General features: G+C 58.6%; 14 protein-coding genes. 4 read left to right on the top strand and 10 right to left on the bottom strand.

Annotated elements, in window-relative coordinates; all coding sequences use genetic code 11:
* Positions 1-77: 77 nt before the first annotated feature.
* A complete protein-coding gene (locus ACW9IN_RS29290) occupies positions 78-1,040 on the bottom strand; it encodes a zinc-binding dehydrogenase (protein WP_457369121.1) in 963 nt (320 codons plus the stop codon).
* A gap of 138 nt (positions 1,041-1,178) precedes the next feature.
* On the opposite strand from ACW9IN_RS29290, the gene ACW9IN_RS29285 reads away from it, so the two are divergent.
* The gene (locus ACW9IN_RS29285) at positions 1,179-3,260 is read left to right on the top strand and encodes a carboxy terminal-processing peptidase (RefSeq protein WP_457369120.1); all 2,082 of its coding nucleotides are present in this window, start codon (positions 1,179-1,181) and stop codon (positions 3,258-3,260) included.
* Positions 3,261-3,377: 117 nt separating this feature from the next.
* Positions 3,378-5,147 carry a bifunctional diguanylate cyclase/phosphodiesterase gene (locus tag ACW9IN_RS29280; RefSeq protein WP_457369119.1) on the top strand — a complete coding sequence of 590 codons (1,770 nt, stop codon included), beginning with the start codon at positions 3,378-3,380 and terminating at the stop codon, positions 5,145-5,147.
* Here ACW9IN_RS29280 and ACW9IN_RS29275 read toward each other — a convergent pair.
* From ACW9IN_RS29275 to ACW9IN_RS29260, 4 genes are all read right to left on the bottom strand, one after another.
* Positions 5,144-5,515 (bottom strand): hypothetical protein, encoded by a 372-nt coding sequence (locus ACW9IN_RS29275; protein ID WP_005786715.1) that lies wholly within the window; start codon positions 5,513-5,515, stop codon positions 5,144-5,146. The genes ACW9IN_RS29280 and ACW9IN_RS29275 overlap by 4 nt on opposite strands.
* Positions 5,512-5,850, bottom strand: coding sequence for a helix-turn-helix domain-containing protein (locus ACW9IN_RS29270; RefSeq protein WP_457369118.1), 339 nt, complete (start codon positions 5,848-5,850; stop codon positions 5,512-5,514). The genes ACW9IN_RS29275 and ACW9IN_RS29270 overlap by 4 nt, the downstream gene beginning before the upstream one ends.
* A 93-nt stretch (positions 5,851-5,943) precedes the next feature.
* Complete coding sequence (locus ACW9IN_RS29265; protein WP_457369117.1) at positions 5,944-6,402, bottom strand: YkvA family protein; 459 nt, start codon at positions 6,400-6,402, stop codon at positions 5,944-5,946.
* Between the two features lie 320 nt (positions 6,403-6,722).
* A complete protein-coding gene (locus ACW9IN_RS29260; RefSeq protein WP_457369116.1) occupies positions 6,723-7,454 on the bottom strand; it encodes an FKBP-type peptidyl-prolyl cis-trans isomerase in 732 nt (243 codons plus the stop codon).
* A 247-nt stretch (positions 7,455-7,701) separates the two neighbouring features.
* Between ACW9IN_RS29260 and ACW9IN_RS29255 the strand changes: the two genes are divergently transcribed.
* Together ACW9IN_RS29255 and ACW9IN_RS29250 are read left to right on the top strand one after the other, a co-directional pair.
* A complete protein-coding gene (locus tag ACW9IN_RS29255; protein ID WP_457369115.1) occupies positions 7,702-9,510 on the top strand; it encodes a di-heme-cytochrome C peroxidase in 1,809 nt (602 codons plus the stop codon).
* The gene (locus ACW9IN_RS29250; protein WP_457369114.1) at positions 9,507-10,673 is read left to right on the top strand and encodes a catalase family protein; all 1,167 of its coding nucleotides are present in this window, start codon (positions 9,507-9,509) and stop codon (positions 10,671-10,673) included. The genes ACW9IN_RS29255 and ACW9IN_RS29250 overlap by 4 nt, the downstream gene beginning before the upstream one ends.
* A gap of 98 nt (positions 10,674-10,771) precedes the next feature.
* Here ACW9IN_RS29250 and ACW9IN_RS29245 read toward each other — a convergent pair whose 3' ends face one another.
* The 5 genes from ACW9IN_RS29245 to ACW9IN_RS29225 form a co-directional block, all read right to left on the bottom strand.
* Positions 10,772-11,005: a hypothetical protein gene (locus ACW9IN_RS29245; RefSeq protein ID WP_457369113.1), complete on the bottom strand. Its 234-nt coding sequence runs from the start codon at positions 11,003-11,005 to the stop codon at positions 10,772-10,774.
* A gap of 385 nt (positions 11,006-11,390) precedes the next feature.
* Positions 11,391-11,861 carry a pyridoxamine 5'-phosphate oxidase family protein gene (locus ACW9IN_RS29240; RefSeq protein WP_016978176.1) on the bottom strand — a complete coding sequence of 157 codons (471 nt, stop codon included), beginning with the start codon at positions 11,859-11,861 and terminating at the stop codon, positions 11,391-11,393.
* Positions 11,854-12,480, bottom strand: a complete 627-nt coding sequence (locus ACW9IN_RS29235) for an FMN-dependent NADH-azoreductase (RefSeq protein WP_016978177.1) — start codon at positions 12,478-12,480, stop codon at positions 11,854-11,856. The genes ACW9IN_RS29240 and ACW9IN_RS29235 overlap by 8 nt, the downstream gene beginning before the upstream one ends.
* Before the next feature lie 50 nt (positions 12,481-12,530).
* Positions 12,531-13,265, bottom strand: coding sequence for a glutathione S-transferase N-terminal domain-containing protein (locus tag ACW9IN_RS29230; RefSeq protein WP_020372652.1), 735 nt, complete (start codon positions 13,263-13,265; stop codon positions 12,531-12,533).
* A gap of 90 nt (positions 13,266-13,355) precedes the next feature.
* On the bottom strand, positions 13,356-13,547 hold the full coding sequence (locus ACW9IN_RS29225) for a hypothetical protein (RefSeq protein WP_152514710.1): 192 nt from the start codon (positions 13,545-13,547) through the stop codon (positions 13,356-13,358).
* Between the last annotated feature and the right edge of the window lie 451 nt (positions 13,548-13,998).

Raw genomic sequence — 13,998 nt, 5'->3', positions numbered from 1 at the left:
CAGATGAAACATTCTTCACTGATACACCGCTATCGCAGACAAGCCAGCTCCCACACTGACTGCATTTCAAGCTGAAGTCAGCTCAGGCTTTCGTCGATCACCAACACCAACTTCCCGGAAATCCGGTTGCTCGCCAACTCGGCAAACGCCGCCTCGGCGTCCTTGATTGGGAAGGTTCTGGCCAGTTGCGGGCTCAGGCGCCCTTCAACGAACAGCGGCCATACGTGCTGGCTCAACTCACTGAACAAGTCCGCCTTGAACTGATCGCTGCGACTGCGCAGGGTCGAACCCAGCAACTGGATGCGCTTGCCCAGCACCTGTGCCAGGTCCAGTTGCGCCTCGCGCCCACCCATCAGGCCGATCAGCACCCAACGGCCGTCAACGGCCAGCAGCTTGAGGTCCAGGGCGGCATAGCTGGCGCCCACCGGGTCGAGGATCACGTCGAACGGCCCGAAATCCCGCAGCCCTTCAATGCCGTCGGTACGCACCACGCCGCCCTGCGCACCCAGGTCCTCGCAGTACGCCAGGCGCTCGGCCGAACCGACGCTGACCCAGCATGGGCTACCAAACGCCTTGCACAACTGGATCGCTGCCGAGCCCACGCCACTGGCGCCGGCGTGCAGCAGCACCTTCTCGCCAGGCTTGAGCCCCGCCAGCTGGAACAGATTGAGCCACGCCGTGCTGTACACCTCAGGCAGTGCAGCAGCTTCGATCAGCGTCAGGCCTTCCGGCACCGGCAGCACATGGCGGGCGTCCACCACCACTTCTTCGGCCATGCCGCCGCCGGCCAGCAGCGCGCATACGCGGTCACCCACCTGCCAGGACGCGCCGGCACCGACCTCGCTGATCACCCCGGAACACTCCAGGCCCAGCACGGCGCTGGCACCGGGCGGTGGCGGATAGAGCCCCGCGCGCTGTAATAAATCAGCACGATTGAGGCCGGCAGCCGCCACTCGAATGCGAACTTGGCCTACATCGCACGTAGGACTTGGTTCATCAAGCCACTCCACATGACCGTCAACGCCTTGCAATGCTTTCACAGTGCCTCCATAGTGAGTCTGGACTGAGCCCGTAGCTGTAGCGCCGGGCTTTTTGCATTATGCGACCGGACCATATGGAACCGGCTCCCTCAAAGACGGCCTAATATGCGTTATCAATTGCCCCCGCGTCGAATCAGCATGAAGCATTTGTTCCCCAGCACCGCCCTCGCTCTTTTCATTGGTCTCGGCCTCACGTCGATGTCGACCAATACGTTCGCAGCCAATAGCTGGGACAACCTTCAGCCGGATCGCGATGAGGTGATTGCCAGCCTTAACGTCGTCGAGTTGCTCAAGCGCCATCACTACAGCAAGCCGCCGCTGGACGACGCACGCTCGGTGATCATCTACGACAGCTACATCAAGCTGCTCGACCCGTCGCGCAGCTACTTCCTGGCCAGCGACATCGCCGAGTTCGACAAGTGGAAGACGCAGTTCGACGACTTCCTCAAGAGCGGCGATCTGCAACCCGGCTTCACCATCTACAAGCGTTACCTGGACCGCGTCAAAGCGCGTCTGGATTTCGCCCTGGCCGAATTGGACAAAGGTGTCGACAAGCTCGACTTCACCCAGAAGGAAACCCTTCTGGTGGACCGCAAGGACGCTCCCTGGCTGACCAGCACCGCCGCCCTCGATGACCTGTGGCGCAAACGCGTCAAGGACGAAGTGCTGCGCCTGAAGATCGCCGGCAAAGAGCCCAAGGCCATTCAGGAACTGCTGACCAAGCGCTACAAGAATCAACTGGCGCGCCTGGACCAGACCCGTGCCGAAGACATCTTTCAGGCCTACATCAACACCTTCGCGATGTCCTACGACCCGCACACAAATTATCTGTCGCCGGATAACGCAGAGAATTTCGATATCAACATGAGTCTGTCGCTGGAAGGCATCGGTGCCGTCCTGCAAAGCGACAATGACCAGGTCAAGATCGTGCGCCTGGTGCCGGCAGGTCCGGCTGACAAGACCAAGCAAGTCGCTCCGGCGGACAAGATCATCGGCGTGGCCCAGGGCGACAAAGAGATGGTCGACGTGGTCGGCTGGCGCCTGGACGAAGTGGTCAAGCTGATCCGTGGGCCGAAAGGCAGCGTGGTGCGTCTGGAAGTGATCCCGCACACCAATGCGCCGAACGACCAGACCAGCAAGATCGTGTCCATCACCCGTGAAGCGGTGAAGCTCGAAGACCAGGCCGTGCAGAAGAAAGTCCTCAACCTCAAGCAGGATGGCAAGGACTACAAGCTGGGCGTGATTGAAATCCCGGCCTTCTACCTGGACTTCAAGGCGTTCCGTGCTGGCGATCCGGACTACAAGTCCACCACCCGTGACGTGAAGAAGATCCTGACAGAGCTGCAGAAAGACAAAGTCGACGGCGTGGTCATCGACCTGCGCAACAACGGCGGCGGCTCTCTGCAGGAAGCCACCGAGCTGACCAGCCTGTTCATCGACAAAGGCCCGACCGTGTTGGTGCGCAACGCGGACGGTCGCGTGGATGTGCTGGAAGACGAGAACCCGGGTGCCTTCTACAAAGGCCCGATGGCGTTGCTGGTCAACCGCCTCTCGGCTTCGGCTTCGGAGATTTTCGCCGGCGCCATGCAGGACTATCACCGCGCACTGATCATCGGTGGCCAGACCTTCGGCAAAGGCACCGTGCAGACCATCCAGCCGCTGAACCATGGCGAGCTCAAGCTGACGCTGGCCAAGTTCTACCGGGTTTCCGGGCAAAGCACCCAGCACCAGGGCGTGTTGCCGGACATCGACTTCCCGTCGATCATCGACACCAAGGAAATCGGTGAAAGCGCCCTGCCGGAAGCCATGCCGTGGGACACCATCCGCCCTGCGATCAAGCCCGCGTCGGATCCGTTCAAGCCGTTCCTGGCGCAGTTGAAGGCTGACCACGACACCCGCTCCGCCAAGGATGCCGAGTTCGTGTTCATCCGCGACAAGCTGGCCCTGGCCAAGAAGCTGATGGAAGAAAAAACCGTCAGCCTCAATGAAGTGGATCGTCGCGCGCAGCACACCGACATCGAGAACAAGCAACTTGCACTGGAAAACATCCGCCGCAAGGCCAAGGGTGAAGATCCACTCAAGGAGCTGAAGAAAGAAGATGAAGATGCGCTGCCTGCCGAAGCTGAAAAGACCAAGCCGGAAGATGACGCCTACCTGGCGGAGACGGGCCGGATCCTGCTGGACTACCTGAAAATCACCAAGCAGGTGGCCAAGCAATAAATGATGGCGATTTAATGTGATCGCTCCCTGGAGTGTCATCATATAGACATCATTCTGTCGTGAAATGAAGGACCGCCGGCTCAAGCCTGCGGTCCTTTTTTTTCGATCGAGATCGCCATGACCATGACCGAACAGCTGAATGCATTGGGCTCAATCCTGGCTCAAGGCAGTTTGCACAGCCTGTTCCAACCGATCATCTGCCTGTCTGAACGGCGCATCCTGGGCTATGAAGCCCTCAGTCGCGGCCCGTCCAACAGCCCGCTGCACTCCCCTGTTGCGCTGTTCTCCGTGGCCAGCCATGCCGGACGCCTCAGCGAACTGGAAATGGCCTGTCGCGAAAGTGCCTGCCGACGCTTCAGCGAACAGAAGCTGCCGGGCAAACTCTTTCTGAACATCTCGCCGGAATCCCTGATGGAAACCGCGCACCAGCCGGGGCGCACCCTGCAATTGCTGCATGACTTCGGTATCCCGCCCAGCCAGGTGGTAATCGAACTGACCGAACAAACCCCGACCGACGATTTCGACCTGCTGCAAAATGCTCTGCACCACTACCGCAACATGGGGTTTTCGATTGCGCTGGATGACCTGGGCGCCGGCTACTCGAGCCTGCGGCTGTGGTCGGAGCTGCGTCCGGACTATGTGAAAATCGACCGACACTTCATCGACGGCATCCACCAGGATGCGCTCAAGCGCGAGTTTGTCGGTTCCATCCTGCAAATCGCCAAGGCATCGAGGGCCCAGGTGATCGCCGAGGGCATCGAACTGCCGGAGGAGTTGGCGGTACTCACGGAAATGGGCGTCGACCTGGTGCAAGGCTACCTGTTGTGCCGTCCCCAGGAACAGCCGCCGCAGGAAGCTCGCCTGATGCTGCCCAAGCCCGATGCCGCCAGCGCGACCCTCAGCGAAGAAGGCAGCGACCTGAGCGCCTTGCTCAACGAACAACCGGCGGTGGACCAGGACACCGCCACCGCGCAGGTACTGGAAGCCTTTCGCCGCCAGGCCAACCTCAACTCCCTCGCGGTGCTGGACGGGCGTGGCCACCCGATCGGCATCGTGCACCGGCATTCACTCTCCGATGCGCTGCTCAAGCCCTTCGCCACCGATCTGTTCGCGCGCAAACCGATCAGCCGTTTGATGAGCGATGATTTTCTTGCGGTGGAATTGAGCCAGTCGCTGCAACAGGTCAGTCGCCTGCTCACCAGCCGGGCCCGACAGCGTATCGAAGAAGATTTCATCATTACGCTCAATGGCGATTACCTGGGCCTGGGCCGGGTGATCGACGTGCTCAAGCTGATCACCGAGCTGAAAATCCAACAGGCGCGATACGCCAACCCACTGACCCTGCTGCCCGGCAATGTGCCGATCCAGCAGTGCCTCACGCGGCTGCTGCAACAGCAACGGGAGTCGGTGATCTGCTACGTGGATATCGACAGCTTCAAGCCGTTCAACGATATCTATGGTTACGGACGCGGAGACGAGGTGTTGTTGTGCCTGGCACAGTGCCTGAACGACCGCGTCGACCCCAGCCGCGACTTTGTCGGGCACATTGGCGGAGATGATTTCTTGCTGGTGTTGGGGCCGCAGGATTGGCGCAAACGCCTCAATCAATTACTGGATGACTTTCACACCCAGTGCCGGCGTTTCTACCGCGCCGAACATCTGGAAGCCGGCTGCTTCGTGGCTTTGAACCGTCAGGGCCTGCGCCAGGAGTTTGCGTTGCTCTCGCTCTCCATCGGCGTGGTGCATTTATATCCACAGGCCTGTGGACAACTCGACGCCAGCCAGTTGGCAGAGCTGGCCTCGCAGGCCAAGCATCACGCCAAGGATGTGGCGGGCTACAGCATCCACGTGATCGACAGCCTGGACACGCTGCCTCAGGCGCTCTAAGCCTCGGCGGACTCCGGGTACTCGTATTCGAACACCCGCACCACCTCCGAAGCGTGCCAGGAGGCGGCGGCCACACCATCGGATGGCCCGCTGAAGCGCCCCAGGCGCTCCACGCATTCAAAGAAGCCGGTACGCGGCAGGCGGCTGGCGCCCTGGCTGATCACCAGAGAGCTGCGCAGCGGCTGCTCGGCCTTGGCGTCAAGAGCGGCCAGATGCTCCAGTGCAGCGGCCAGGGTCTGCATGGCCGGCGTGGGGAACTGCAAGCGCTCCAGCAGCGCGCGGTAGGTCAGCAAATGGCGCTGGCGGCGCGCCTGGTCCAGTTCGTTGAGCAACCCGTCCCAGTGTTGACGGCTGATACGTAGACTCAAGATTCATCCCTCCAACCTGCAACGCCCAATTCCCAGGCCAGGCTGCGACGGATCGCAGCATCCGGCTGGCGCTCACCACTTTCGATCAAACCCAGATAAGACGGGCTGATGCCCACGGTTCGGGCCAGGGCCTCAATGGCCAGGCCCTTGCCCTCGCGCAAGCCACGCAGCTCTGCGAGCGGGCGCAGGTCCTGAACGGGCGTGGCGTGAGCGATGGGGGAAGCGGTGGGTGCGGATGGCGGGTGACCGGCTGCTTTGAGTAGCGCCTGGTACTGATCCCATGGCAACACCGCGTATTCGGGTTCGCCATTGCGTGAAATTATCTGAATATCCATGACTGCCCCGTAGGATAACAACACTTACTGAGTAAGCTCTTTCCTTAGGAGTGTAATCCTAACAGCCACAAAGGTCGCAGGGGGATAGTCGCGTCATACGTTTTTTTGCGGGTTCTCCTTGGCCAGCAAGGCAGGCGTCGCGGGCAGCCGCTCGACCACTACGAGTTTTTCCGGGCGCTGCGCTTCACGCCAGGCCCGGAAAGCGCTGAGTTCGCCATCGAGGGTTTTCATGACCCAGGCCAGTACGGCAATGTCATCGAGCATGCCAAACATGGGAATAAAGTCCGGGATCGCATCGATCGGACTGAGGAAGTACATCAGCCCCGCCACCACCGACACCAGCGCCTTGGGACTGATCGCCCGGTATTCGCCCCGCCAGTAGGCCAGGCATAACGCCTGTAACAGCTTGAGATCATCCTTGAGCTTACCCAAGCGGTTGCCCTGGCTCGAGCCTTTGGCGGCGACGGCGAACAGCAGGGTCGGCAAACGGCCTCGGCCCAGCAAGCGGGCGGCCATGGGCAGGAAACGGGTGAAATTGAAGGGTGGTTTCATCGTCACTCCAGTTCCAGGCGACAAGAAATGTTATCCACACAAATTGTGGATAACCTTGTGAACAGAGCCTATTTTCCCGGCTGAAAGCCACGATTTACAAGGCTTGCAGTTAGATCGGGCGTTTTTTGCGCACATAAAAAAAACCCAAGATTTCATTGACTTGGCGCTGATGTGCGTCTACCCGTACTCGAGTCTTATATCAGACTGTTGCGCGCTACAGACGTTCGTTTGGATCTGCAGAGGCTCCCACATTCAAAAATATGCAACCCCGGAAACAACAACGCCCCGTCAAGACGGGGCGTTGTGTATTCAAGTGCCGATTACTTCTTGGCAGCAGGTGCAGCAGGCGCTTCGGCCTTGGCCGGGTCCTTGATGGCCAGCAGCTCCAGGTCGAAAACCAGCACGGAGTTGGCTGGAATCGCCGGGCTCGGGCTCTGGGCACCGTAGGCCAGGTCGGACGGGATGTACAGCTCGACTTTCTCGCCGACGTGCATCAGTTGCAAGCCTTCGACCCAACCCGGGATCACGCCGCTGACCGGCAGATCGATCGGGCTGCCGCGGTCCACGGAGCTGTCAAAGGTGGTGCCGTTGGTGAGCTTGCCGGTGTAGTGAACAGTCACGACATCAGTCGGCTTGGGCTGCGCGCCGTCGGCTTTCTTCACGATCTTGTACTGCAGGCCGGAAGCGGTGGTGACAACGCCGTCCTTCTTGCCGTTTTCTTCGAGGAATTTCTTGCCGGCGGCTGCCGACTCTTCACTCATCTTGGTCATGCGTTCTTCAGCACGCTTCTGCAGTGCGGCAAACGCTTCGACCAGTTCTTCGTCTTTCAGCTTCTGTTCTTTCTTGCCGACGGCATCTTCGATGCCCTGGGCTACCGCTTTGGAATCCAGGTCATCCATGCCTTCTTGCGCCAGGCTCTTGCCCATGTTCAGGCCGATGCCGTAGGAAGCTTTCTGCGCCGGGGTTTTCAGCTCTACGCTGGTCTGCGAATCACAACCCGCAAGTACCAGGCTAACCAGGGCCACCGCCGCCGCCAACCGATGCTGTTTCATGCTATTTCCTTGTTCATGCGCCAAAAGGGCAATCGAATAAAGTCGCGAGCTTATCAGGCGGCCACGACCAATGGCTACCGGCATGTGAGCAGGAAACTTCCGATAAGTTCACGTGTTTAAAAGCATTTTCATTCATGATGGAGGCCCGCGACGGATCGCGGGGCCGCCCACTAACGGGCTCATGGCCACTTGCCGCACCTGTGGCGTAGTGGCATAACAACGCGACAACTCGACAAGGATAGTTATCTTGCGCATTTTTTCCCGTGCTTTACTCCTGATATTCACGTTGCTGGGGATTGCCCTGGCCGTGGTGCTTTACTACACCATCAACCCCAAACTCCCCGATTACGTGCCAGTGGAGCAAGTGCGCTATCAGGATCAATGGAGTGCCGCCGACCGCCAGACCTATTACTTCACGCCCCAGGGCACCCAGGTAAAAGGCCTGCACTACGACTGGTTCACGGCCCTGGAACTACCGTTTTCCGAGCAGCGCTTCGCCGCCCCGGAATACCTGGCCCGCTTCGGTTTTCTGGTGGACCCCAAACAAGTGCCCACCGCGCAAAACCCTGGCAACCTGCCGGTGGGATTCGCCCGGCACCGCAACGCCGGCAACAACACTGAGTATCTGGATATCACCTGCGCCGCGTGCCACACCGGCGAGCTGCACTTCAAAGGCCAGGCTCTACGTATCGACGGCGGTTCCGCCCAACACGTGCTGCCCTCCAGCGTCCCCACCTTGCGCGGCGGCAGTTTCGGCCAGGCTCTGGTGGCCAGTCTGGCGGCGACCTACTACAACCCGTGGAAATTCGAGCGTTTCGCCCGCCATGTGCTGGGGGATCGCTACGACGCCGAACGCTCACAACTGCGTCAGGACTTCAAACAGTCGCTGAACCAGTTCCTCAAGGTTGCCTGGAACGATACCCATCGCGGCCTCTACCCCACCGAAGAAGGCCCGGGCCGCACGGACGCGTTTGGCCGTATCGCCAACGCCAGCTTTGGCGACGCCATCTCGCCGGACAACTACCGCGTCGCCAATGCGCCAGTGGACTACCCGCACCTGTGGGATATCTGGACCTTCGACTGGGTGCAGTGGAACGGTTCGGCCCAACAACCCATGGCGCGCAATATCGGTGAGGCGCTGGGCGTGGGTGCGACCCTGACCTTTTTCGACGACGCCGGCCAGCCACTCCAGGGCGATGCGCGCTACCCTTCCAGCGTACGCGTGCGTGACCTGAACCAGATCGAAGAAACCCTGCAGCGCCTGAAGCCTCCGACCTGGCCCGAAGACCTGTTCGGCGCCATCGACAAGCCCCTCGCGGCTCAGGGCCGCGCGTTGTTCGCCGAGAACTGTGCGGGTTGCCATGTGCCGACGGTCACCCAGGAAAACGGCCGACCGGTGCAGCAACTGAAAATGCTGCCGGTGGATTACATCGGCACCGACCCCGGCACCGCCAGCAATATCGCCGACCACCGCTACGACCTCAGCGCATTGCAATGGGACCCGGCGGAACTGGCTCGACTCAACGTGGAATTGCACCCGACGCCGACTGAACCCCTGGATCTTAAAAAAATGTCTGTGGCCAAGGGCCTGGCGTACGTCACTGCGTTCGTCGAAGCACACGCTTACCGTGCCGCCGGCGTCACGCCTGCCGAACGACCACGCCTGGATGGTTTCGGCCTGCCCATCGGCGTGCGCGAACTGCGTGCCTACAAGGCACGCCCATTGGCCGGCGTATGGGCCACCCCGCCCTTCCTGCATAACGGCTCGGTGCCCACGATTTATCAGTTGCTCTCGCCCCAGGACGAGCGCAGCACCACCTTCTATAAAGGCACCTTCGACTACGACCCGCGCCACTTGGGCTTCCAGACAGACGCCTTCAAGAACGCCTTCCTGTTCGATACCAAAATCACCGGCAACCACAACAGCGGTCACGAATTCCGTGCAGGCCAGCGTGGCAATGGCGTCATCGGTCGCGGCTTGCTGCCGCAAGAGCGATGGGCCTTGCTGGAATACCTCAAAGTGCTGGGCGGCCCGCTGGAGCAACAACTGCCATGATGATTCGATCCCGATACGACCAACCCTCCCTGCTCGCCCGCCTCTGGCTGCGCCTCGGTGGTTTTCTCGGCAAAACCCTGCTGTGGCTGCTGAGCCTCGGCCTGCTCGGCTGGCTGGCTGCCACCGCGTGGTATTCCTGGCAACACAGCGGCCCAGTGTCGCCGAATGAACAGATTCCGCCGGGCGAAGCCGCGATGACCCAGGGCATCATCCAGACCGCGGTGCGCATCGTCGACCAACACCGCGAAGGCACTCGCTACCTGCGTGACGCCCACGCCAAGGCCCACGGTTGCGTAAAGGCCAACGTCAGCGTGCTGGCAGACCTGGACCCAGCGCTGCGCCAAGGCGTGTTCACCGAACCGGGCAAGACCTGGCAGGCGTTGATTCGACTGTCCAACGGTAACGCCTACCCGCAGTTCGACAGCATTCGCGATGCGCGGGGCATGGCGATCAAGTTGCTCGACGTGCCCGGCAAACAGTTGCTCGCTGACCAGCAAAACCGTACGGAGCAGGACTTCGTGATGTTCAGCCATCCGAATTTCTTTGTCAGCGATGTAGCGGAATATGCCCAGAACATTGGTGCACAGGCCGATGGCAAGAAAGTGCTGGCGTTCTTTCCTACGCTCGACCCGCGCAGCTGGCAAGTACGCCACCTGTTCATCGCCCTGGCCACCCTCGCGCCGGCACCTGCCAGTCCGACACAGACCACTTACTTTTCGGTTTCGCCCTACAAGTTCGGGACAGCCAACGCCAAATTCCGCGTCGCACCCGACCCACAAAGCTGTCCGCAATACGATCTGCCAAAGCAGAACCAGGACCTGCCGAACTTTCTGCGCAGCGCACTGAACCAGCAGCTGTCCACCGACCGCGTACCGGCGTGCTTTGTATTGCAGATCCAGCGCCAGAACCCGCAAAAATTCATGCCGATCGAAGACACCAGCATCGAATGGAAAGAGAGCGACGCCCCCTATGAGACCGTGGCCAAAATCAAGCTGCCGGCCCAGGATTTCGACACACCGGCGTTGAACCTGGCCTGTGACAACCAGTCGTTCAACCCCTGGTTTGGCGTGCAGGAGCACCGGCCTATCGGCGGCATCAACCGCCTGCGCAAGGCAGTGTACGAAGCGGTGAGCGATTACCGCCACAGCCGCAACGCGCCGTAAAGAGTAGGTAAAAATGGGCCCGGCGCCGTAAGGATTGCGTCGGGTCTATTGAGCCAGACTCGTCCCGACTCTACCGTGAGATCCAACCCCTCACCTGCTCAGGACGTCATCGTGGAAAGCTCAACCCTCGGCATGATCGTGCTTTCAATAATCGCCGTGTTCGGCACCGCTTCGTTTTGCTTCGAACACCTGGCCACGCGCCAGCCGCGAAAGAAAAAAACCAAATAGGCAAATCGCAGGCACAAAAAAGCCCGCTCAGTGAGCGGGCTTCCTGTGGTGACCTGGCGTTCAGTGTTCCAGGCTACCGAATATGGCGCAGCGGACGGGATCATGACTCATCCTCTAAATCATTGAAAGGCCGAGGTTTCCATAGCCTAGCGTGTCGTTGATGGACTCGATTGTGTACTTCTAACGACCAGCTGGCAATCTGAACACCGCGGCAGCTTGGTGCAATGCCAGAGCGTATCCGGGCAAATCAAAAAAAATCAGCTACGCGAATACGCAATTCGCGAACTCGGGCTTGCTTGACGACAACGTAGAAGAACAACCTGCCACAGCGGAAGCCAAAAGCCAACTATCAAAATCCTTGTCTTCAATGGTTTGGATCTCGACTGATTGCATAGAGCCCTCCTGAAATACGAATGGCCGCTTCGCTGCTGCATGCGACGGAGGCGCAGACGTGGCTGGTTGGTCTTCGGCTCTTGGCGGACCCTGCACCTATGCCCCGATGGGTTTCACACCGTACTTTTGATAGTAGGTGCTGGTGATTTCGTCCTGACTTCGAGGGGGGTCGGCCAGGACATGGGCAGGAGACAGCAACGGAGAGATCGAGATGGTTTCGATTTTGACAATGTGATCGACAGGGTACTCTGGACCATTCGCCGTTCGAACCCAGTTGGCGATCGCCAAGGACTCGTCAGCATTTGCCGGAAGTATCAACGCACGGCCCTTAAATCGATAACCACGCCTCTGGAAGATGTCGACTACGTTAATTTCTACAGCAGGATTGCGCTTCAGATTCAGTATCGTCTGGGGCGATGCAATATCGGCAAAGTAGAGAACGCCATTCGTGACCGTCAAAGACGCCTTCGGTGACAGATTAGGCGTTCCGTCTTCGTTGACTGTCGCGACGAACGACAGTATCGCCTGCTTGATAATCGCCTCCATGTCAGCAGTGATTTCAATCATAGAGATGCCCCTCTCCCATGACCATGAAGTCGGTCGTCGCAAGTGCTTTGTCCCTCGCTAATGTGGCCTGGTCCCGGTCGAGAAATGCAGTGGCCTGCACGGAGAGGAATTGCAGGGTTTTCAGCCCAATGCTGCCCAGCACCACCGACAGATACGGTGTGAGAAAATCGGGCTGGTTGGCTCGGTCCCCGGTAAAGACGCCACCGGAAGCGATGCCGATAAACACGGGACGATCCCGGAACATTCCCACCTTCCCGGACGGCGTCGACATGAACGTGCGACCAGCGCGAAGGATTTGGTCGATCCACGCCTTGAGGACCGACGGAACGGTTAAGTTATTCATGGGCGTTCCGATGACAATTACATCTGCCGCTTCGACTTCCTGAATAAGCACCTCGGAAAGCTCCAACGCGCCCCTCGGCGGGGCCGCCAAAGTCGCCGGCGACGACAGTGCAGTTTCGTAGTCAGGCGAAGCGTGTGGCAGGGGGGCAGAGGCAAAGTCTCGCCGGCTGATGCTCGCACCGGGCGCAACCTCAAGGAGCTTTTTGACGATAGCCGCTGAAAGCCGGCGGCTGTGCGATTCAGGGCGTGAACTGCAATCAATATGGAGGATGTTCATGCGAACAATCCCGATGATTTTACGAAGCCAATTACGACGATCTTCATCATTTATTCTCCTCGGTTAGTTGCCGTCACTTCTAGCCCGCGCTGCACCGCCGGACGCGCAAGGCCACGGTTGAACCATGCTTGAACATGAAGAAAGCGGTCGAAGCCGACGAGCTCGCGTGCTTCGTAAAAGCCGATCAGGTTGCGCACCCAGCCGAGCAGCGAAATATCGGCAATACTGTAATCAGCTCCCATCACCCAGTCACGACCTGCGAGCCGGTTGTCAAGGACGCCAAGCAGCCGCACCGATTCGGTTGCGTAGCGGTCGCGCGGGCGCTTGTCCTTATAGTCTTTGCCGGCGAACTTATTAAAGAAGCCGACTTGGCCGAACATCGGCCCGACTCCGCCCATCTGCCACATCACCCACTGGATCGTTTCGTAGCGGGTGTTCGGATCGGACGAGATAAATCGTCCTGTCTTGTCGGCAAGATAGAGGAGGATTGCACCCGACTCGAACAGCGCAAGCGGCGCACCGCTCGGCCCATCAGGGTCGTAGATTGCGGGAATCTTGCCGTTGGGGTTGAGCGCGAGAAAGGCTGGCTCGCGACTTTCGTCTGCCATGATGTCGATTCGATGTGCTTCGTAGGTGAGGCCGGTTTCCTCAAGCATGATGCCGATCTTCACCCCATTGGGTGTCGGTAGGGAAAAGAGCTGCAACCGATCGGGATGCCGCGCCGGCCAGCGTGCGAAAATAGGATGATCAAGTGTCACTTTCTTGCTCCTAATTAGTGGATGCATATGAAAAGCCCAGACACACTCCTAAGATTCTCACTTAGGCGCATCCTTGTTAGATTTCTTAACGGTATCTCTCGGAAAAATAATAATAAATCACCAGTTAAGGTTACTGCGTTTGGTATTTTTTAAATCTGGAACAACATGTCCAATATCATCAACTCTGTAAAAGTCATGAATTTCTTCAGCTTTCAATTCAACTACAGCTTTACGTGACACAGGGTCACTGCTTAATTTTACCAAGGTATTTTTGTGGGTTCGGCTATCAGTTTTGGTAATGGCGTTCATTTTCTCGACCGCATATGATCACATGAATTTTTTTAGTGCGCACCCGAATAGAACCAACATTTTTCATATAGTTATCTCATCATAAATTCATTAATGCTTGAGACAAACAATAACATCGGGACTATTAGAACGATAACCCATCAAATCTAATAAGGTTGATCTCACAGATCAAGAGGTACGAAATCATTATGCCCGTTACGTGGTAAGCGCTCACCGGATGAACAAAGGCCTTTTAAACTGCTTGACCGCGCCAACAGACGAGGCGCGAAAACGCCTTAACTAGCAAAATTGGACCTCTGTAATGAGGTCCCATCGAGAACAAAAATCGAAGTCATCTTCAGCGATAGTTAATTTCAGACGACCGTTAATTAGTACAACCTAGCCTGCTGTTACGTCAGGAAAATCAATATCAGTGTCAGCCATGTTGTTGATGAAGTTAGTCAGAAGGAAC

The sequence above is a fragment of the Pseudomonas sp. SDO5271_S396 genome (assembly GCF_054071795.1).
The sequence above is the reverse complement of the archived record's forward strand: the minus strand, read 5'-3'. Positions and strand labels throughout refer to the sequence as shown.

Excerpts from the sequence above, each read along its gene's own strand:
- ACW9IN_RS29285 (WP_457369120.1), top strand. The coding sequence starts at position 1,179 with ATGAAGCATTTGTTCCCCAGCACCGCCCTCGCTCTTTTCATTGGTCTC.
- ACW9IN_RS29280 (WP_457369119.1), top strand. The coding sequence starts at position 3,378 with ATGACCATGACCGAACAGCTGAATGCATTGGGCTCAATCCTGGCTCAA.
- ACW9IN_RS29270 (WP_457369118.1), bottom strand. The coding sequence starts at position 5,850 with ATGGATATTCAGATAATTTCACGCAATGGCGAACCCGAATACGCGGTG.
- ACW9IN_RS29265 (WP_457369117.1), bottom strand. The coding sequence starts at position 6,402 with ATGAAACCACCCTTCAATTTCACCCGTTTCCTGCCCATGGCCGCCCGC.
- ACW9IN_RS29260 (WP_457369116.1), bottom strand. The coding sequence starts at position 7,454 with ATGAAACAGCATCGGTTGGCGGCGGCGGTGGCCCTGGTTAGCCTGGTA.
- ACW9IN_RS29250 (WP_457369114.1), top strand. The coding sequence starts at position 9,507 with ATGATGATTCGATCCCGATACGACCAACCCTCCCTGCTCGCCCGCCTC.
- ACW9IN_RS29245 (WP_457369113.1), bottom strand. The coding sequence starts at position 11,005 with ATGATCCCGTCCGCTGCGCCATATTCGGTAGCCTGGAACACTGAACGC.
- ACW9IN_RS29240 (WP_016978176.1), bottom strand. The coding sequence starts at position 11,861 with ATGATTGAAATCACTGCTGACATGGAGGCGATTATCAAGCAGGCGATA.
- ACW9IN_RS29235 (WP_016978177.1), bottom strand. The coding sequence starts at position 12,480 with ATGAACATCCTCCATATTGATTGCAGTTCACGCCCTGAATCGCACAGC.
- ACW9IN_RS29230 (WP_020372652.1), bottom strand. The coding sequence starts at position 13,265 with ATGCATCCACTAATTAGGAGCAAGAAAGTGACACTTGATCATCCTATT.
- ACW9IN_RS29225 (WP_152514710.1), bottom strand. The coding sequence starts at position 13,547 with ATGAACGCCATTACCAAAACTGATAGCCGAACCCACAAAAATACCTTG.